Raw genomic sequence first — 15,324 nt, 5'->3', positions numbered from 1 at the left:
CACCGACGAACGGCCCTCACCCGGATCGACACTCCGCGAGCCGCTCTTCGAGGAACCTCCGTTCCGCGTCGTTCTCCACCAGCTCCAGCGCGCTGCGGTACGCCTGCGCCGCCTCGTCCGAACGGCCGCTGCGGCGCAGCAGATCGGCGCGGGTGGCCGGCAGCAGGTGGTACCCGGCCAGGTCGCCCTCGTCCTCCAGCTCCGCGACCAGGGCGAGGCCCGCGTCCGTGCCGTCGGCCATGCCGACGGCCACCGCACGGTTCAGGCGGACCACGGCGGAGGGCACCAGGCGCGCCAACTCGCCGTACAGGGCGGCGATGTCGGCCCAGTCGGTGTCCTCGGCACTGGGCGCGGTGGTGTGGCAGGCGGCGATGGCGGCCTGGATCTGGTACGGCCCGGGGCGACCGCGCCGCAGCGCGGTCTCCAGCAAAGCGGCGCCCTCGTCGGCCTCGGCGCGGTCCCAGGCCGTACGGTCCTGGTCCTCCAGGGTCACCAGGTCGCCGGCGGCGTCCACGCGTGTGTGCCGGCGGGCGTCGTGCAGCAGCAGGAGCGCGAGCAGGCCGAGCACCTCGGGCTCGTCGGGCATGAGCCGGGCCAGCACGCGGGCCAGGCGGATCGCCTCGGCGCAGAGGTTCGTACGGACGAGATCGGCGCCGGCGGTGGCCGCGTATCCCTCGTTGAACAGCAGGTAGATCACACCGAGCACGCCCGTCGTGCGCTCGGGCAGGAGGTGCGCGGGCGGGATCCGGTACGGGATTCCGGCGTTGCGGATCTTCCGCTTGGCACGCACCAGGCGCTGCGCCATGGTCGCCTCGGGGACAAGGAAGGCGCGCGCGATCTCCGGTGTGGTCAGTCCCGCGAGCGTGCGCAGTGTCAGCGCGACTCTGGCCTCGATGGGCAGCGCGGGGTGACAGCAGGTGAAGATCAGCCGCAGCCGGTCGTCCTGCACCCCGCTGCCGTCACCGCTGTCGTTCTCGGGTCCGTACGGCGGTTCGTCGCGGGCCAGCACCGCCACCTCCCGGAGTTTCGCCGCCCCCACCGCCTCCCGGCGCAGTACGTCCAAGGCGCGGTTGCGGGCGGTCGTGGTCAGCCAGGCGCCGGGGCGGCGCGGCACTCCGTCGCGCCGCCACCGGTCGAGGGCCTGCGTGAAGGCGTCCTGGGCGCACTCCTCGGCTAGGTCCCAGTCGCCGGTCACCCGGATCAGGGTGGCGACGACCTGGCCCCATTCCTCGCGGAAGGCCTCGGCGACGGCCTTCTCGACGTCGTTCGCGGCGCTCACTCCCAAACCGGCCGCACTTCGACGGAGCCGCCGCCGAGGGCCGCCGGATGCCGGGACGCCAGCGAGATGGCCTCGTCCAGGTCGGCGACCTCGATGATGTCGATGCCGGCGACGTACTCCTTGGACTCCACGAAGGGCCCGTCGCTGAGGAGCACTTCGTCGCCGTGGACGCGGACGGTCGTGGCGTCGGTGTGCGGCCGCAGACGGGCCCCGCCCTTGACGACGTCACGGCTGCGGACCTCGTCGATGTACGAGGTGAAGCGGGGGTCCTCGGCGATCTCCTCGGGGCTGAGTTCCTCGCCGCCGACCGGTGTGCAGATGAACAGGACGTACTTCATGACCGCTCCTCCGTTCCGTGAATGACGTGCTCGTGAGAGATGTGCTCGTGAGAGACGTGCTCGAGCGCGATCAGCCAGCGCAGACCGGCATCGCGGTAGCCGGTGGTGACGCGCATCAGGTCGTCGAGCGGCGCGCCGTCAGTGCGGGTGCCGCGCAGGCGGACGAGGGCGTGGCCGAAGGCGATGCTCTCGTCGACGTGGACGCGGAAGTCCAGCACCTCGCGGGTGACGGGGCCGGTGACGTTCCGGAGCCCTTCCTCCATCGACTTGCGCAGGGCCTCGACCCCACGGTGTTCCCGGCCGTCGCGGAACTCCGACACGTCCGGCGTGTAGCAGGCGGCCATCCGGTCGATGTCGCGTTCTCGCAGCGCCGCGGTCAGCTCGGCGTCCAGCGCGCGGATCCGGGTCTCGGCGTCCTCGTCCTCCCAGAAGGGCCGCACCTCCATGGCCCCGACGGCGGCCACGGGATGCCGTGCGGCCGCCTCGATCGCCTCCTCCAAGCTGTCGCACTCCAGGATGTCGAACCCGGCGACGTACTCCTTCGTCTCCGCGAACGGGCCGTCGCTGCGCAGCACCTCGCCGCCGCGCACCCGCACGGTGACGGCCCGGTCGGGGAGCGCGAGCCGGTGGCCGTGCAGGCGTACCCGGCGGTCGCCGAGGTCCTCGACCCAGGGTTCGACAGGGGCCATGCCCGAGGCGTCGGCGGTGTCGTCACCGCAGACGAGCAGCATGTACTTCATGGATCCTCCCGGTCCTCATGAGCTTCCTACACCCCACCGACGAACGGGACCGGACCGAATCGACACCCCGGGCGGCGCGCGCCCGGAATTTCTGCCCCCCGCACACTGCACGTTCGCGATTGGATGTCCACATGACCACCGACGAGCACGCGCGGATGATGTCGGCCAACCAGGCGAACTGGGACGCCCGCACCCCCGTCCACCTCGCCAGCCGGTTCTACGGCCTCGACCGGGATCTCGATCCCGCGCGCTGGTTCGCCTCCTTCGAGTGGGACGACCTCGGTGAGCTGGCAGGCCGCGATGTGCTGCATCTGCAGTGCCACCTCGGCACCGAGACGATCGCCTTCGCGCAGCGCGGGGCGCGGGCCGTCGGCCTGGACTTCTCCGCGGAGTCCGTGGCCGCCGCGGGCGGCATCGCGCAGCAGGCCGGGCTCGACGTCACGTACGTACAGGCCAACGTGTACGACGCCGTGGAGGCCCTGGGGCGGCGGCAGTTCGACGTGGTGTACACGGGCAAGGGCGCGCTGTGCTACCTGCCCGACCTCGACCGCTGGGCCGGGGTCGTGGCCCAACTCCTGCGTCCGGATGGGCGGCTGTACATCGTGGAGTTCCACCCGCTGCTCAACTCCCTCGGCCCCAAGCCCGGTCCGGGCGAGGGGCCCGAGCTGCTTCTGCGCCATGACTACCTGGGCGGCGACGGCGCCGTGCACCGGGACGCGACACGCACCTACACCGACGGGCCTGCCGTCGAGGGCGCCACGGACAGTTATGAGTGGATGCACGGAATAGGAGAGGTCGTAAACGCGCTGAGCGGAGCAGGACTGACCGTCAGGCGGCTGCGTGAGAGCGAAGAGCTGCCCTGGCAGCGCTGGCCGCAGATGGAGCGCACGTCCTCCGGCTGGTGGCGTCTGCCCGAGCCCCGCATCCCGTTGCTCTACGGAATGCTCGCCACGCGCTGAGCCTTCGTGCTACCTTCACGACAGCACCTGTGTACGCCCGGTTGTGGCGCCGGTGCCAGTTCTCTCTCAGTTCCCCGGTAGGCGTACCGGCTTCTCATCACCATCTCGTGACCAGCGGTTGTGCCGTGTCCGAGGTGTTGTTTCCCGCCGCCCGAAGGCGCTCTGACCGCCTTCCCGATCCGCGGCACACCCCTTCCCTCCGCATGTCCCATGCCTTCCGTCCGTGAAAGGACCGACCACCATGACCACCACACTCGAACACCCCCCAGTCCAGCAGCAGGCCCCGGCCGTCACCGGTGTCCTCGACATCGACGCGAGCGGCAAGGGGCACCTGCGCGCCGAGAACCTGTTGCCCTCGCCCTCCGACGTCCAGGTCTCCCCCGCGCTCATCCGCCGCCACGGCCTGCGCAAGGGCGACCTCGTGGACGGCGTACGCGGCGACCGGCGCTCCCTCACCGAAGTCGCCCACGTCAATGGCCGCACCCCCGCCAAGAACCGCCGCAGCTTCGGCGACCTGACGCCGCTTCACCCGCGTGAGCGGATCCGCCTCGAACACCCTGCGTCCGGCCTGGCCGGGCGTGTCCACGACCTGATCTCCCCTGTCGGCAAGGGTCAGCGAGGCCTGATCGTCGCCCCGCCCAAGACCGGCAAAACCGTGCTGCTCCAGCAGATCGCCGCCGCCGTCGCGGGCAACCACCCGGAGTGCCGGCTGATGGTGGTGCTCCTCGACGAACGCCCCGAGGAGGTCACCGACATGCGACGCTCGGTGCGGGGCGAGGTGTACGCCTCGACCTTCGACCGGGCGCCCAAGCAGCACATCGCGCTGGCCGAGCTCGTCATCGAACGCGCCAAGCGGCTCGTCGAGGCGGGCGAGGACGTCGTCATCCTGCTCGACTCCCTGACCCGGCTGTGCCGGGCGCACAACAACGCGGCCGGGTCCGGCGGCCGCACCCTGAGCGGCGGCGTCGACGCGGCCGCGCTGCAGGGGCCGAAGCGGTTCTTCGGCGCCGCGCGCCTGGCCGAGGAGGGCGGTTCGCTCACCATCCTCGCCACGGCCCTCGTGGAGACCGGCTCCCGGGCCGACGACTTCTACTTCGAGGAGCTCAAGAGCACCGGCAACATGGAGCTGCGCCTGAGCCGGGACCTCGCCTCCCGCCGGGTCTTCCCCGCCGTCGACATCAACCCCTCCGGCACCCGCCGCGAGGAACTGCTCCTCCCCCCGGCCGAGTTGACCGCCGTGCGCGGACTGCGCCGGGCCCTGCAGACCCGGGACGGCCAGTCCAATCTGGAAACCCTCCTGGAGCGCATGCGCGAAACGCCCGACAACGCCACGTTCCTCCGGCGGATCCAGCCGACACTTCCCGGCGAATGACAGATCCGCGCCGGCATCGCCCGTCCGGGTGCCGACGCGCCGCGACCGGCCCGGGCAGCGCGATGTAAGGCGCGTCCGTTCCTACGTTGACGGTATGAAGATCGGATTTACTTCCCGGGCCCTGGTGTCCGCCTGCGCGCTGTGCGCGACCGGCCTGCTGGCGCTCGCGCCCGCCACCGCCGTCGCCCGCCCCGCACGCGACCCCGACACTCCCGGCCGGCACCAGGCGGCGACGCCGCCTCCCACCCTGCTGTACCGGTCCGGCACACAGGTGCGGCCGTACGACGGGGCACCCCGAGTTCCAAGTGTCTCCGCGCTGTCGTGGCTGGTGGCCGACGCGGAGACCGGCGAGGTGCTCGCCGCGTACGCCGCACACCGGAAGCTGCCGCCCGCCAGCACGCTCAAGTCACTGTTCGCCCTCACCGTGCTGCCGACCCTGCCCGGCGGCATCCGGCACACGGTGCGCGAGGAGGAGCTCGCCGGGATCGGGCCCGGCAGCAGTCTCGTCGGGGTCGCCGAGGGACGTACGTACCAGGTCGCCGATCTGTGGCGCGGCGTGTTCCTCAGCTCCGGCAACGACGCCGTGCGGGTGCTGGCCTCGCTCAACGGCGGCTGGCGCTACACGGCCGAGCACATGCAGGCCAAGGCGCGCTCCCTGGGCGCCCTCGACACGCACGTGGTCTCGCCGGACGGCTACGACACGCCCGGCCAGGTGTCCTCGGCGTACGACCTGGCGGTGTTCGGCCGGGCGGGGCTGCGCAACGCCGAGTTCGCGCGGTACTGCAGCACCGCACAGGCGCGGTTCCCCGGCCGGGGCGGCTGGTCGTACGGGATCCAGAACACCAATCGGCTGCTGACCGGCGCGAACGGCGTGGACCGCTATCCGGGCCTGATCGGCATCAAGAACGGCTACACCAGCCATGCGGGCAACACACTCATCGCCGCCGCCCGCCGGGGCGAGCGCACCCTCGTCGTCACCGTGATGAATCCCCGGGCGGGCGGGTTCGCCGTCTACGAGGAGGCCGGCGAACTGCTCGACTGGGGGTTCGGAGCGGCAGGGCGGGTCGAACCGGTGGGCTCGCTGGACGGGTTGCGGGTCAAGCCGAGGCCGGGGCCCGCGACGGTGCCCGTGGTCGCCGCGGTGGAACCGGAGCGCGAGCCGGGCTGGGCCGAGGCCTTCGCGATCGCGGGCGCGGCAGGAGTGGGCGCCGGTGCCGTGTCGCTGGTGACCCGGGGCAGGGTCGAGCGGTCGACGCCGAGTTGACCGACGGGCAGCCACAGCAGCAGGCCGAGCGTGATCCAGACGTAGGTGTTGCTGCCGAGGAAGCCGTCGACGCCGGACGCGTCGTCGAACCACAGCCACACCACGCTGGTGCACAGCACGGCGTACAGGGCGCCCGCGATCCGCAGGTGCCCGGCGCGGACGAGGACGGCGAAGGACGGCAGCAGCCACACCAGATGGTGGACCCAGGTGATCGGGCTGACCAGACAGGCGGTCAGCCCGGTCAGGGCGAACGCCGCCGTCCAGTCCCCCGCCACGACCGCGCGGCGGGTGCGCGCCACCCAGACGCCCAGGACCACCAGCACCACGGCCGCCCAGACCTCGCGGCTCGACACGTCCAGCCGGGCCAGGATGCCCTGCAGCGACTGGTTGGAGACGTAGTCGAGACGGCCCACCCGGGTGGTGTCCCACATCGCGTGCGTCCAGTAGAAGCGGGAGGCGTCGGGAGCCACCCAGGCCGCCAGCGCCGTGGCCGCCGTCGCGACGGCCGTGGCAACCGCGGCGGCTCGCCAGCGCCCGGCCACCAGCAGCAGGCCGATGAACGCGGCCGGCGTCAGCTTGATCGCGGCCGCGAGCCCGATGCCCACGCCCACCCAGCGCTCCCGGCCCGTCGCGAGCAGCCGGCAGTCCAGGAGCACCAGGGCCAGCAGCAGGATGTTCACCTGGCCGAAGCTGAAGGTGTCCCTCAGCGGTTCGAACAGGGCCAGCCCGCAGGCGACGAGGGCCCAGCCGTACCAGCCGTGGCGCCGCCAGGACCGTCCTGCCAGCACCCGCAGCGAGAAGGCCAGTGCCGCCAGGTTGAGCAGCAGCGCCACCGCGATCGCGACGTGCAGACCGACCAGCGCCATGGGCAGCATGACGACGGCGGCGAACGGCGGGTAGGTGAAGCCGTACGTCGTGCCGGGCACCCGGTAGTCGTAGAGACGGCCGCCGTGGTGGCTCCAGCTGTCCACGGTGCCGTAGTAGACCCGCAGGTCGAACCAGTCGCGCAGCAGCGGCACGGTGGCGGTGAAGACGGTCACGGCGGCGGCGAGCACGAGGACCAGCACGAGCCGGCCGCGGTCGGTACGCGGAAGTCTCATGCGGTGCGCTCCAGAGCCGGGGCCTGCGCAGCGAGATGCGCCTGCCACAGAACGACGACGGCGAGCACGCCACCGGAGACCGCCAGCACCAGCTGGCCGACGTCCGCGGCGCCGCCGCTGGGCAGGACGGCGAGCGCGAGCACTCCCGTCAGGGCCGCCACCCGGTGCCGTACCGAGGTGCTGGGCGCGGCGGCGGCGATGAGGAACAGGCCCCACAGGGCGTACCAGGGGCGGATCGCCGGTCCGAAGGCGGCCACGGCCGCCAGGCTCAGACCGAGCGCGTACACGGGGCGCGGTCGCCAGCGCCACCATATGAGGAGCACGAGAACCCCGGTGAGCACCAGCCCGAAGGTGTGCCACACCGGCACGGCCAGCGGCGCCAGATCACTGCCGGCCTGCTCCAGCAAGGAGGCGGTGGCACGGCCGAGCAGGCTGGTGAGCGCCCAGTTCTGCGAGGAGACCGGGGTGTCCAGGGCGCCTATCCAGCCGTAGCCCGTGCCCGCCACTGCTGTCGCGGCGACGGTGGTGGCCGCGGACGCGGCCGCCGTGGTGACCATGGCCCTCACCGGGTGGTGCCCGGCCCGCATCTGGAGCAGCACGACCGCGGCGAGGCCCAGCGCCGCGGGCGCCTTGACGAGGGCGGCGAGCGTGACGAGTACGGCTCCCAGGACCGGCCACCGGCCGAGCGCGGCGACCAGGCCTGCACCGAGCAGGCCGAGCATGATGGCGTCGTTGTGGGCGCCCGCCACCAGGTGCAGCAGCACGAGCGGGTTGAGGGCCCCCAGCCACAGCGCGGCGGACGGGTCGGCTCCGCTGTGCCGGGCCAGGCGAGGCAGCGCGGCCGCCATCAGCGCCACCCCCAGGAGGGCTATCAGGCGCATGCCGAGAAGCCCGGCGGGGAGTTCACCGCGGGTGACGGCGGACAGGGCGGAGGCGACGCCGAGGAACACCGGGCCGTACGGGGCTCCCGTGTGCCGCCACAGCGGGGCGACCTCGTCCGCGAGCGGGCCGCCGAGGTGGGAGGGGCCGTACGAGTACACGTCGATGTGCGCGTCGACCATGGCCCCTTGGGCCAGATAGCTGTACACGTCCCGGCTGAACAGCGGCGGTGCGATCAGCAACGGGGTGGCCCACACCGCCAGCACCAGCAGCAGGGCGCGAGGCGTCGGCGGATCGGCGCTGCGCACGAGGCGCCCGAGCATCAGCCACGCCGCTATCAGCAGGACGACGCCGAAGTACACGCCGACCAGGCCCAGCGCCGCGTGTGCCGAGCTCGGGGCCAGGATTTCCCGGACCGGCAGCGCACCGGCCGACTCACCGCCCAGGGCGAGGAAGGCGGTGCCGGCCAGACCGAGGATCTGGCAGCGGCGGAGATCGATGGGGAAAGCCATGGCCAACACTCGGTCAGGGTGTCAACGCCGGGTGGCCTTGAGTTGACGCCGGCCCCTCCGGAGGGCAGCCGGAGTGTGGCCGGACGGTGATCCAATGCGAAGGCATGTCCGCATCCGGCATTGAGTGGTTCCGTCAGAACACCGAGAGACCTGTCAGTGTCGTGAATCTGTCCAGAGCCGCCACTCCTGCCACCGAGTTGCCTCGCTCGTCCAGGCCGGGGCTCCACACGCACAACGTGCACCGGCCCGGTACCACCGCGATGATGCCGCCACCCACGCCGCTCTTCCCTGGAAGGCCCACCCGATACGCGAATTCGCCCGCCGCGTCGTACGTCCCGCAGGTCAGCATGACCGCGTTGACCTGTTTGGCCTGGCTGCGGGTGAGCAGGCGGGTGTCGTCGGCGCGGACGCCGTGGCGGGCCAGGAAGGTGGTGGCCAGGGCGAGGTCGGCGCAGGACGCCGTGATGGAGCACTGGCGGAAGTACTGGTCGAGCAGGACCGGCACGGGGTTGTCGATGTTGCCGTACGACGCCATGAAGTGGCCGAGCGCGGCGTTGCGGTCCCCGTGCGTGGACTCGGAGGCGGCGACGTCCCTGTCGAAGTCCAGGGTGGGATTGCCGCTCTCGGTACGCAGGAACGCCAGGAGTTCGCCCGCCGCGTCTCCGGTACGGGTCTGGAGTCGGTCGGTGACGACGAGGGCACCGGCGTTGATGAACGGGTTGCGTGGGATGCCGTTCTCGTACTCCAGCTGGACCAGGGAGTTGAAGGGGTTGCCGGAGGGCTCTCGGCCCACGTGCTCCCAGAGTTCGTCGCCCTCGCGGGCCAGGTCCAGCGCGAGGGTGAAGACCTTGGTGATGGACTGCGTGGAGAACGGCTCGCGCCAGTCCCCCACGCCGTACACCGTGCCGTCGAGTTCCGCGACGGCCATGCCGAAGCTGCGCGGGTCGCGGGCCGCGAGCGCCGGGATGTAGTCGGCGGGCCGGCCGCGGCCGGGGGTCCGCCCGATCTCCTCCGCGATGCGCTCCAGGATCGGCTGGAAGGTCAGTGACGACGTCGACGCTGCCATGATCACCATTGTGCCTCCCTGCCGGTCCCGGTGCGCTTCAGCGGATCAGGGCCGGTTCAGGCCGACACCTGGCCGCTGCCCGCGACGATCTCCGGGCGCAGCAGGTCGGCGAGGGTCTCGGCGGGCAACAGGCCTTTCTCCAGGACGAGTTCGGCGACGCCGCGGCCGCTGACGAGGGCCTCCTTGGCGATGTCGGTGGCTGCCGTGTAGCCGATGTGCGGATTCAGGGCGGTGACCAGGCCGATGGAGTTCTCCACCGTCCGGCGCAGCGCCTCGGTGTTGGCGGTGATGCCGTCCACGCAGCGCTCGGCGAGCGTCAGGCAGGCGGCCCGCAGATGGGTGATCGACTCCGAGAGGGAGTGCAGGATGATCGGCTCGAAGGCGTTGAGCTGGAGCTGTCCGGCCTCGGCGGCCATGGTGATGGCGACGTCGTTGCCGATCACCTCGAAGGCGACCTGGTTGACGACCTCCGGGATCACCGGGTTCACCTTGCCGGGCATGATCGACGAACCGGCCTGCACCGGGGGCAGGTTGATCTCGCCCAGGCCCGCGCGCGGCCCCGAGGACAGCAGCCGCAGGTCGTTGCAGCTCTTGCTGAGCTTGACGGCGATGCGCTTGAGCACGCCGGACATCTGGACGAACGCACCGCAGTCCTGGGTCGCCTCGACCAGGTTGGCGGCGGTGACCAGCTGGAGCCCGGTGATCTCGGCGAGGTGACGGCGGGCCGACTCTGCATACCCGGCGGGGGCGTTCAGCCCCGTACCGATGGCCGTCGCACCCAGGTTGATCTCATGGATCAACTCGACCGCCTCGGCGAGACGGGACCGGTCCTCGTCGATCATGACGGCATAGGCGGAGAACTCCTGCCCGAGCGTCATCGGCACCGCGTCCTGCAACTGCGTACGGCCCATCTTGAGCACGTCGCGGAACTCGACGGCCTTACGGGCGAACGCGTCCTGAAGCACAGCCATCGCCTTGAGCAGCCCGCGCACCGCGAACACCGTCGCGATCTTGACGGCGGTCGGATAGACGTCATTGGTCGACTGGCCGAGGTTGACGTCCTCGTTGGGGTGCAGGTGCCGGTACTGCCCCTTCTCGAACCCCAGCAGCTCCAACGCCCGGTTGGCCACGACCTCGTTGGCGTTCATGTTGGTCGACGTGCCGGCACCGCCCTGGATGACGTCCACGACGAACTGGTCGTGCAGCTTGCCGGACCGGATCTCCCGGCAGGCGGCGACGATGGCGGCGGCCTTGTCGGGGTCGAGGAGCCCCAGCTCCTCGTTCGCGAGAGCAGCGGCCTCCTTGACGGCGGCCAGGGCGTCGATCAGATGCGGGTAGGCGGAGATCGGCGTCCCCGTGATGGGGAAGTTCTCCGTGGCGCGCAGGGTGTGAACACCCCAGTAGGCGTCGGCGGGGATGTCACGGTCGCCGAGCAGGTCGTGCTCACTGCGGGTGGCGGTGGTCATGAGGGGACGGGTCCTCTTTCTGAGGGGCGTGAGGGTGAGCGCCCCTTCAGGGGCGCGGGGCTGTATCGATATGCGGCTTCGCCGCGCGGGCGCGACCAGCGACATGCGGCCCGCAGTCGCCGAACCGGATGTCCGGCACATCCTTAGGCGCAGGCCGAAAAGGCAACCGGCTCCAACGAACGAACGGGCCGCACACACCCGACCGCCTGACCGCCCCCGAGCAGCGCCTCTCCTTGGAATTCGGCGAGCAACTCCGGATCAATCCCGGCCCACGCAAGAGCCGCGGCGGCAACCGGCACCCGCGCCCGATTGGCCCCATCGGCAATCTTCACGGCGACGGCACGCCCGTCCGGCAGCGCAGCGACCTGCACCCCCTCGAACCCGTCCTTGGCGAGCAGCCCCGGCACGGCCCGCATCAGCGCGGCCACGTCCCGCCCCGATCCGGACGCCATCTCCGCGTGCTCCCGCATCGCGTCGGCGACCCGAGCCTCGGGCGTGCCCGGCGCCGCGGTGGTGATCCGGGCAGCCGCACGGGCGAGGCCATGCAGCGAGACGGAGAACAGCGGCGCCCCGCACCCGTCGACCGTCACCCGCGCGATCCGCTGCCCTGTGAGGTCCTCGACGATCTCGGCGATCGCCTGCTGCAGCGGGTGCCCGGGGTCGAGGTAGTCGTCCAGGGACCAGCCGTTGAGGGCGCAGGTGTACAGCATCGCCGCGTGCTTGCCGGAGCAGTTCTGGGCGAGCCGGGAGGGCAGGCGGCCCTCCCGCACCCAGGCGTCCCGGACGACGGGGTCGTACGGCATGTCGGGGACGTTGCGCAGATGGTCCTCGGTGAGCGCGGCGAGTTCGAGGATGCGCCGGGTTCCGGCGAGGTGGCGTTCCTCGCCGGAGTGGCTCGCCGCGGTGAGCGAGAGGAGCTCGCCGTCGAGCGGGAGCCCGGCCCGGGCCATGGCGACGGCCTGGACGGGCTTGAGCGCGGAGCGCGGGTAGAAGGCGGCCTCGATGTCACCGAGCTGGAAGTCCACCTTGCCGTCGGCGCCGAGGACGACGACGGAGCCGTAGTGGGTGCCTTCGATCATTCCGCCGCGTATGAGGTGGGCGACGGGCGCGTGGAGGGGTTCGCGGACAAGGGGTGCGTCCGCCATGGAGCTGCTGTACATCACGGCCTGGTTTCGTGGGTCGATGAGGGTTCGTCGACCGACACGGGTCTTACGCGTCGGTCTTGGTGGCGGTGCGGGCGACACGGCCGCGGATGGCGTACCAGCCCGCGACCAGCGTCCCGACGATCAGCGGCAGGCACAGCACGGTGGTGCGGCCGGCGCCTCCGTCGGCGTACATGAGGACCAGGACGGAGGCGAGGAACGCCAGCGTCACGAGTTCGGTCCAGGGGGAGCCCGGCAGTCGGTAGCCGGGCCGGTCGAGTTCGCCCTTCTGGGTCTTCTGCCAGAAGAGCAGGTGACAGATCATGATCATGCCCCAGGTGGCGAGGATGCCGATCGCGGCGAAGTTCAGCACGATCTCGAACGCATCGGCCGGGACGACGAAGTTGAGTCCGACGCCGAGGACACAGATACCGCTGGTCAGCAGGATGCCGCCGTACGGGACCTGGCTGCGGCTCATCACCGAGGTGAACTTCGGGGCGGAGCCGGACATCGCCATGGAGCGCAGGATGCGGCCGGTGGAGTACAGGCCGGAGTTGAGCGAGGACATGGCCGCGGTCATCACGACCAGGTTCATCACGCCGCCGGCCGCCGGGATGCCGATGTTGGACAGCACGGTGACGAAGGGGCTCTCACCGGCCTTGTACGACGACCAGGGCAGCAGCATCGAGAGCAGGAGGACCGAGCCGACGTAGAAGAGGCCCACGCGCCACATGATCGAGTTGATCGCCTTCGGCATGATCTTCTCGGGGTTCTCGGTCTCACCGGCGGCGACGCCGACCAGCTCGACGGAGGCGTAGGCGAAGACGACGCCCTGGACGATCAGCAGCATGGGCAGCAGGCCGTTGGGGAAGAGGCCGCCGTTGTCGGTGATCAGGGACGGGCCGGGGGTGTGGCCGTCCACCGGCTGCTGGGTGACCAGCAGGAAGATGCCGATGCACATGAACACGACGAGCGCGCCGACCTTGATGATCGCGAACCAGAACTCCAGCTCGCCGAAGATCTTCACGGAGATCAGGTTGACGGTGAGGACGACCGCGAGGGCTATGAGCGCGATCACCCACTGCGGGATGTCGGAGAACATGCCCCAGTAGTGCGTGTACGTCGCCACCGCGGTGATGTCGGCGATGCCGGTGGTCGCCCAGTTCAGGAAGTACATCCAGCCCGCGGTGTACGCGCCCTTCTCTCCCATGAACTCCCGGGCGTACGACACGAAGGCGCCGGAGGACGGCCGGTACAGGACGAGTTCGCCGAGGGCGCGCACGACGAGGAAGGCGAAGACGCCGCAGACCGCGTACGCGATGAACAGGGACGGGCCGGCGTCGGCGAGCCGGCCGCCGGCGCCGAGGAACAGGCCGGTGCCGATGGCTCCGCCGATGGCAATCATGTTGACGTGCCGCGACTTCAGCGACTTGCTGTAGCCGGCATCTCCGGCGTCGACATGGCTGGAACGTTTCTGCACGCCCTCGTGCAGGGACTGCTCACTCACGCCTCGGGTCCGCCTTCCGTGGTGCTGTCCGTGCGCGCGGGGCGCACGATGTCGGTGAGGGTCGTCTCGACGCGGTCCAGGTGGTGGGCCATGGCATCGGTCGCGTCGAGTTCGGAACCGTCGATCAGCGCCTCGACGATCGCCCGGTGCTCGCGGTTGGACTGCTCGCGCCGGCCGCCCAGCTCGTTGAGGAAGGCCGACTGACGCGCCAGTGCGTCGCGGATCTCCTCGATGACCCGGCGGAAGACCGGGTTCTGGGCGGCCTCGGCCACGGCCAGGTGGAAGAGGGTGTCCATCGCGACCCAGGCGGTGGTGTCCGTCTCCCGCTCCATGCGGTCGAGCAGGTGCGCCAGGTGGTCGAGGTTCTCCGGGGTGCGGCGCAGTGCCGCGTACCCGGCGACCGGGATCTCGACGTGCCGGCGCACTTCCAGCAGGTCGCTGGCCGCGTAGTCGCCGAAGGTCGGGTCCTCGACCGCGTTGGCGACGACGAAGGTGCCCTTGCCGGTCTTGGAGACGGTCAGGCCCATGGTCTGCAGGGCCCTGAGGGCCTCGCGCAGCACGGGCCGGCTGATCTCCAGGGTGCGGCAGAGCTCCGCCTCGGACGGGAGCTTGTCGCCGATGGCGTACTCGCCCCGCTCGATGGCATTGCGGAGGTGCGCCAGGACGGCTTCCATGGCGCTGATCCGCCGCGGCGGCTGTCCGGCTGTCCGGCTGTCTGACAGGTTCACGGGAGTGATACTCCGGGTGAGGTGTGGGTGGTGTCAAGGGGTGCCGGTGGGAGAGGTTCACCGGGTGTGAACCCGGAGGCCGACCGCGCACCGCCCGGCCGGCCGACTGGCGGGCGCCTGTGTCAGCTGTTGATCACGCCTGCGCCCAGCAGCCCGAAGAGCAGCAGCCCGACCACGACCCGGTAGATCACGAAGGCGTTGAACGAGTGCTTGGCGACGAACTTCAGCAGCCAGGCGATGGAGGCGTAGGCGACGACGAAGGAGACGACGGTGCCGACGGCCAGGGGCAGCACGGCGGTGCCCGTCGTGCCGAGGGCGTCCTTCAGCTCGTAGATGCCGGCTCCGGTGAGGGCCGGGATGCCGAGGAAGAAGGACAGTCGGGTGGCGGCGACCCGGTCCAGGTCGAGCATCAGCGCGGTGGACATCGTGGCGCCGGAGCGCGAGAAGCCCGGGAAGAGCAGGGCGAGAATCTGGGAGCTCCCGACGAGCATCGCGTCCTTGAACGAGGTGTCGTCCTCCCCTCGCTTGTGCCGGCCCATCCGGTCCGCGGCCCACATCACGCCGCTGCCGACGATCAGCGAACCGGCGACCACCCACAGAGAGGCGAGCGGCCCCTTGATGAGCGGCTTGGCGGCCAGGCCCACGACGATGATCGGGATCGTCGCGCAGATCACCCACCAGGCGAACTGGTAGTCGTGGTGGTACCGCTCCTCCTTGTCCCGCAGCCCGCGCAGCCATGCGGAGACGATCCGCACGATGTCCTTGAAGAAGTACACGAGCACGGCGGCGATCGCGCCGACCTGGATGACGGCCGAGAACCCGATGACCGCGTCGTCGTCGACGGGGATGCCCATGAGCCCCTCGGCGATCTTCAGATGCCCGGTCGAGGACACGGGCAGGAACTCGGTCACCCCCTCGATGGCTCCGAGGACGACGGCCTGACCGACGCTGATGGCGCTCATGGGATCCAGT

At 71.0% G+C, this 15,324-nt stretch carries 13 protein-coding genes and 1 pseudogene; 3 read left to right on the top strand and 11 right to left on the bottom strand.

The annotated features are described in order from the left end of the window. Positions 1–16 precede the first annotated feature (16 nt). The 3 genes from OG331_RS44520 to OG331_RS44510 are packed head-to-tail and all read right to left on the bottom strand — an operon-like array spanning position 17 to position 2,357. Positions 17–1,279: an RNA polymerase sigma factor gene (locus OG331_RS44520; RefSeq protein ID WP_406208115.1), complete on the bottom strand. Its 1,263-nt coding sequence runs from the start codon at positions 1,277–1,279 to the stop codon at positions 17–19. Next, the gene (locus OG331_RS44515; protein ID WP_328883685.1) at positions 1,276–1,617 is read right to left on the bottom strand and encodes a YciI family protein; all 342 of its coding nucleotides are present in this window, start codon (positions 1,615–1,617) and stop codon (positions 1,276–1,278) included. Before OG331_RS44515 ends, OG331_RS44520 begins: the two co-directional genes overlap by 4 nt. After that, positions 1,614–2,357: an SgcJ/EcaC family oxidoreductase gene (locus tag OG331_RS44510; RefSeq protein ID WP_406208113.1), complete on the bottom strand. Its 744-nt coding sequence runs from the start codon at positions 2,355–2,357 to the stop codon at positions 1,614–1,616. The genes OG331_RS44515 and OG331_RS44510 overlap by 4 nt, the downstream gene beginning before the upstream one ends. Before the next feature lie 131 nt (positions 2,358–2,488). Here OG331_RS44510 and OG331_RS44505 point away from each other — a divergent pair, with 131 nt between their 5' ends. The 3 genes and pseudogenes from OG331_RS44505 to OG331_RS44495 form a co-directional block, all read left to right on the top strand. Continuing rightward, entirely contained in the window at positions 2,489–3,316 is an 828-nt protein-coding gene (locus tag OG331_RS44505; protein WP_406208111.1) for a class I SAM-dependent methyltransferase, read from the top strand. 241 nt (positions 3,317–3,557) lie between these two features. Beyond that, the gene (gene rho, locus OG331_RS44500; RefSeq protein ID WP_406208108.1) at positions 3,558–4,688 is read left to right on the top strand and encodes a transcription termination factor Rho; all 1,131 of its coding nucleotides are present in this window, start codon (positions 3,558–3,560) and stop codon (positions 4,686–4,688) included. 94 nt (positions 4,689–4,782) lie between these two features. After that, positions 4,783–5,619, top strand: a pseudogene (locus tag OG331_RS44495) (D-alanyl-D-alanine carboxypeptidase family protein); the annotation flags it as partial. 80 nt (positions 5,620–5,699) lie between these two features. Here the strand turns inward: OG331_RS44495 and OG331_RS44490 are convergent. The 8 genes from OG331_RS44490 to OG331_RS44455 form a co-directional block, all read right to left on the bottom strand. Further along, positions 5,700–7,052 carry a glycosyltransferase 87 family protein gene (locus tag OG331_RS44490; protein WP_406208105.1) on the bottom strand — a complete coding sequence of 451 codons (1,353 nt, stop codon included), beginning with the start codon at positions 7,050–7,052 and terminating at the stop codon, positions 5,700–5,702. After that, entirely contained in the window at positions 7,049–8,443 is a 1,395-nt protein-coding gene (mptB, locus tag OG331_RS44485; RefSeq protein ID WP_406208102.1) for a polyprenol phosphomannose-dependent alpha 1,6 mannosyltransferase MptB, read from the bottom strand. Before mptB ends, OG331_RS44490 begins: the two co-directional genes overlap by 4 nt. 133 nt (positions 8,444–8,576) lie before the next feature. Further along, entirely contained in the window at positions 8,577–9,518 is a 942-nt protein-coding gene (locus OG331_RS44480) for a glutaminase (RefSeq protein ID WP_406208100.1), read from the bottom strand. 47 nt (positions 9,519–9,565) lie between these two features. Next, positions 9,566–10,975, bottom strand: coding sequence for an aspartate ammonia-lyase (aspA, locus tag OG331_RS44475; protein ID WP_406208097.1), 1,410 nt, complete (start codon positions 10,973–10,975; stop codon positions 9,566–9,568). A gap of 143 nt (positions 10,976–11,118) precedes the next feature. Continuing rightward, on the bottom strand, positions 11,119–12,135 hold the full coding sequence (locus OG331_RS44470; RefSeq protein ID WP_406208095.1) for an asparaginase: 1,017 nt from the start codon (positions 12,133–12,135) through the stop codon (positions 11,119–11,121). A 49-nt stretch (positions 12,136–12,184) separates the two neighbouring features. Further along, the gene (locus tag OG331_RS44465; protein WP_406208092.1) at positions 12,185–13,624 is read right to left on the bottom strand and encodes an amino acid permease; all 1,440 of its coding nucleotides are present in this window, start codon (positions 13,622–13,624) and stop codon (positions 12,185–12,187) included. Further along, on the bottom strand, positions 13,621–14,298 hold the full coding sequence (locus tag OG331_RS44460) for a FadR/GntR family transcriptional regulator (RefSeq protein ID WP_406210717.1): 678 nt from the start codon (positions 14,296–14,298) through the stop codon (positions 13,621–13,623). The genes OG331_RS44465 and OG331_RS44460 overlap by 4 nt, the downstream gene beginning before the upstream one ends. Before the next feature lie 176 nt (positions 14,299–14,474). Next, positions 14,475–15,314 carry an undecaprenyl-diphosphate phosphatase gene (locus OG331_RS44455; RefSeq protein WP_363043073.1) on the bottom strand — a complete coding sequence of 280 codons (840 nt, stop codon included), beginning with the start codon at positions 15,312–15,314 and terminating at the stop codon, positions 14,475–14,477. Positions 15,315–15,324: the final 10 nt, after the last annotated feature.

The sequence above is a fragment of the Streptomyces sp. NBC_01017 genome (genome assembly GCF_045162795.1).
Classification (GTDB): Bacteria; Actinomycetota; Actinomycetes; order Streptomycetales; family Streptomycetaceae; genus Streptomyces; species Streptomyces machairae.
This window is presented reverse-complemented; position numbering and strand designations above follow the sequence as displayed.

Coding starts and splice junctions, on each gene's coding strand:
- OG331_RS44510 (WP_406208113.1), bottom strand. CDS start 2,357: ATGAAGTACATGCTGCTCGTCTGCGGTGACGACACCGCCGACGCCTCG.
- OG331_RS44460 (WP_406210717.1), bottom strand. CDS start 14,298: ATGGAAGCCGTCCTGGCGCACCTCCGCAATGCCATCGAGCGGGGCGAG.
- aspA (WP_406208097.1), bottom strand. CDS start 10,975: ATGACCACCGCCACCCGCAGTGAGCACGACCTGCTCGGCGACCGTGAC.
- OG331_RS44505 (WP_406208111.1), top strand. CDS start 2,489: ATGACCACCGACGAGCACGCGCGGATGATGTCGGCCAACCAGGCGAAC.
- rho (WP_406208108.1), top strand. CDS start 3,558: ATGACCACCACACTCGAACACCCCCCAGTCCAGCAGCAGGCCCCGGCC.
- OG331_RS44490 (WP_406208105.1), bottom strand. CDS start 7,052: ATGAGACTTCCGCGTACCGACCGCGGCCGGCTCGTGCTGGTCCTCGTG.
- OG331_RS44470 (WP_406208095.1), bottom strand. CDS start 12,135: ATGTACAGCAGCTCCATGGCGGACGCACCCCTTGTCCGCGAACCCCTC.
- OG331_RS44515 (WP_328883685.1), bottom strand. CDS start 1,617: ATGAAGTACGTCCTGTTCATCTGCACACCGGTCGGCGGCGAGGAACTC.
- OG331_RS44480 (WP_406208100.1), bottom strand. CDS start 9,518: ATGGTGATCATGGCAGCGTCGACGTCGTCACTGACCTTCCAGCCGATC.
- OG331_RS44455 (WP_363043073.1), bottom strand. CDS start 15,314: ATGAGCGCCATCAGCGTCGGTCAGGCCGTCGTCCTCGGAGCCATCGAG.
- mptB (WP_406208102.1), bottom strand. CDS start 8,443: ATGGCTTTCCCCATCGATCTCCGCCGCTGCCAGATCCTCGGTCTGGCC.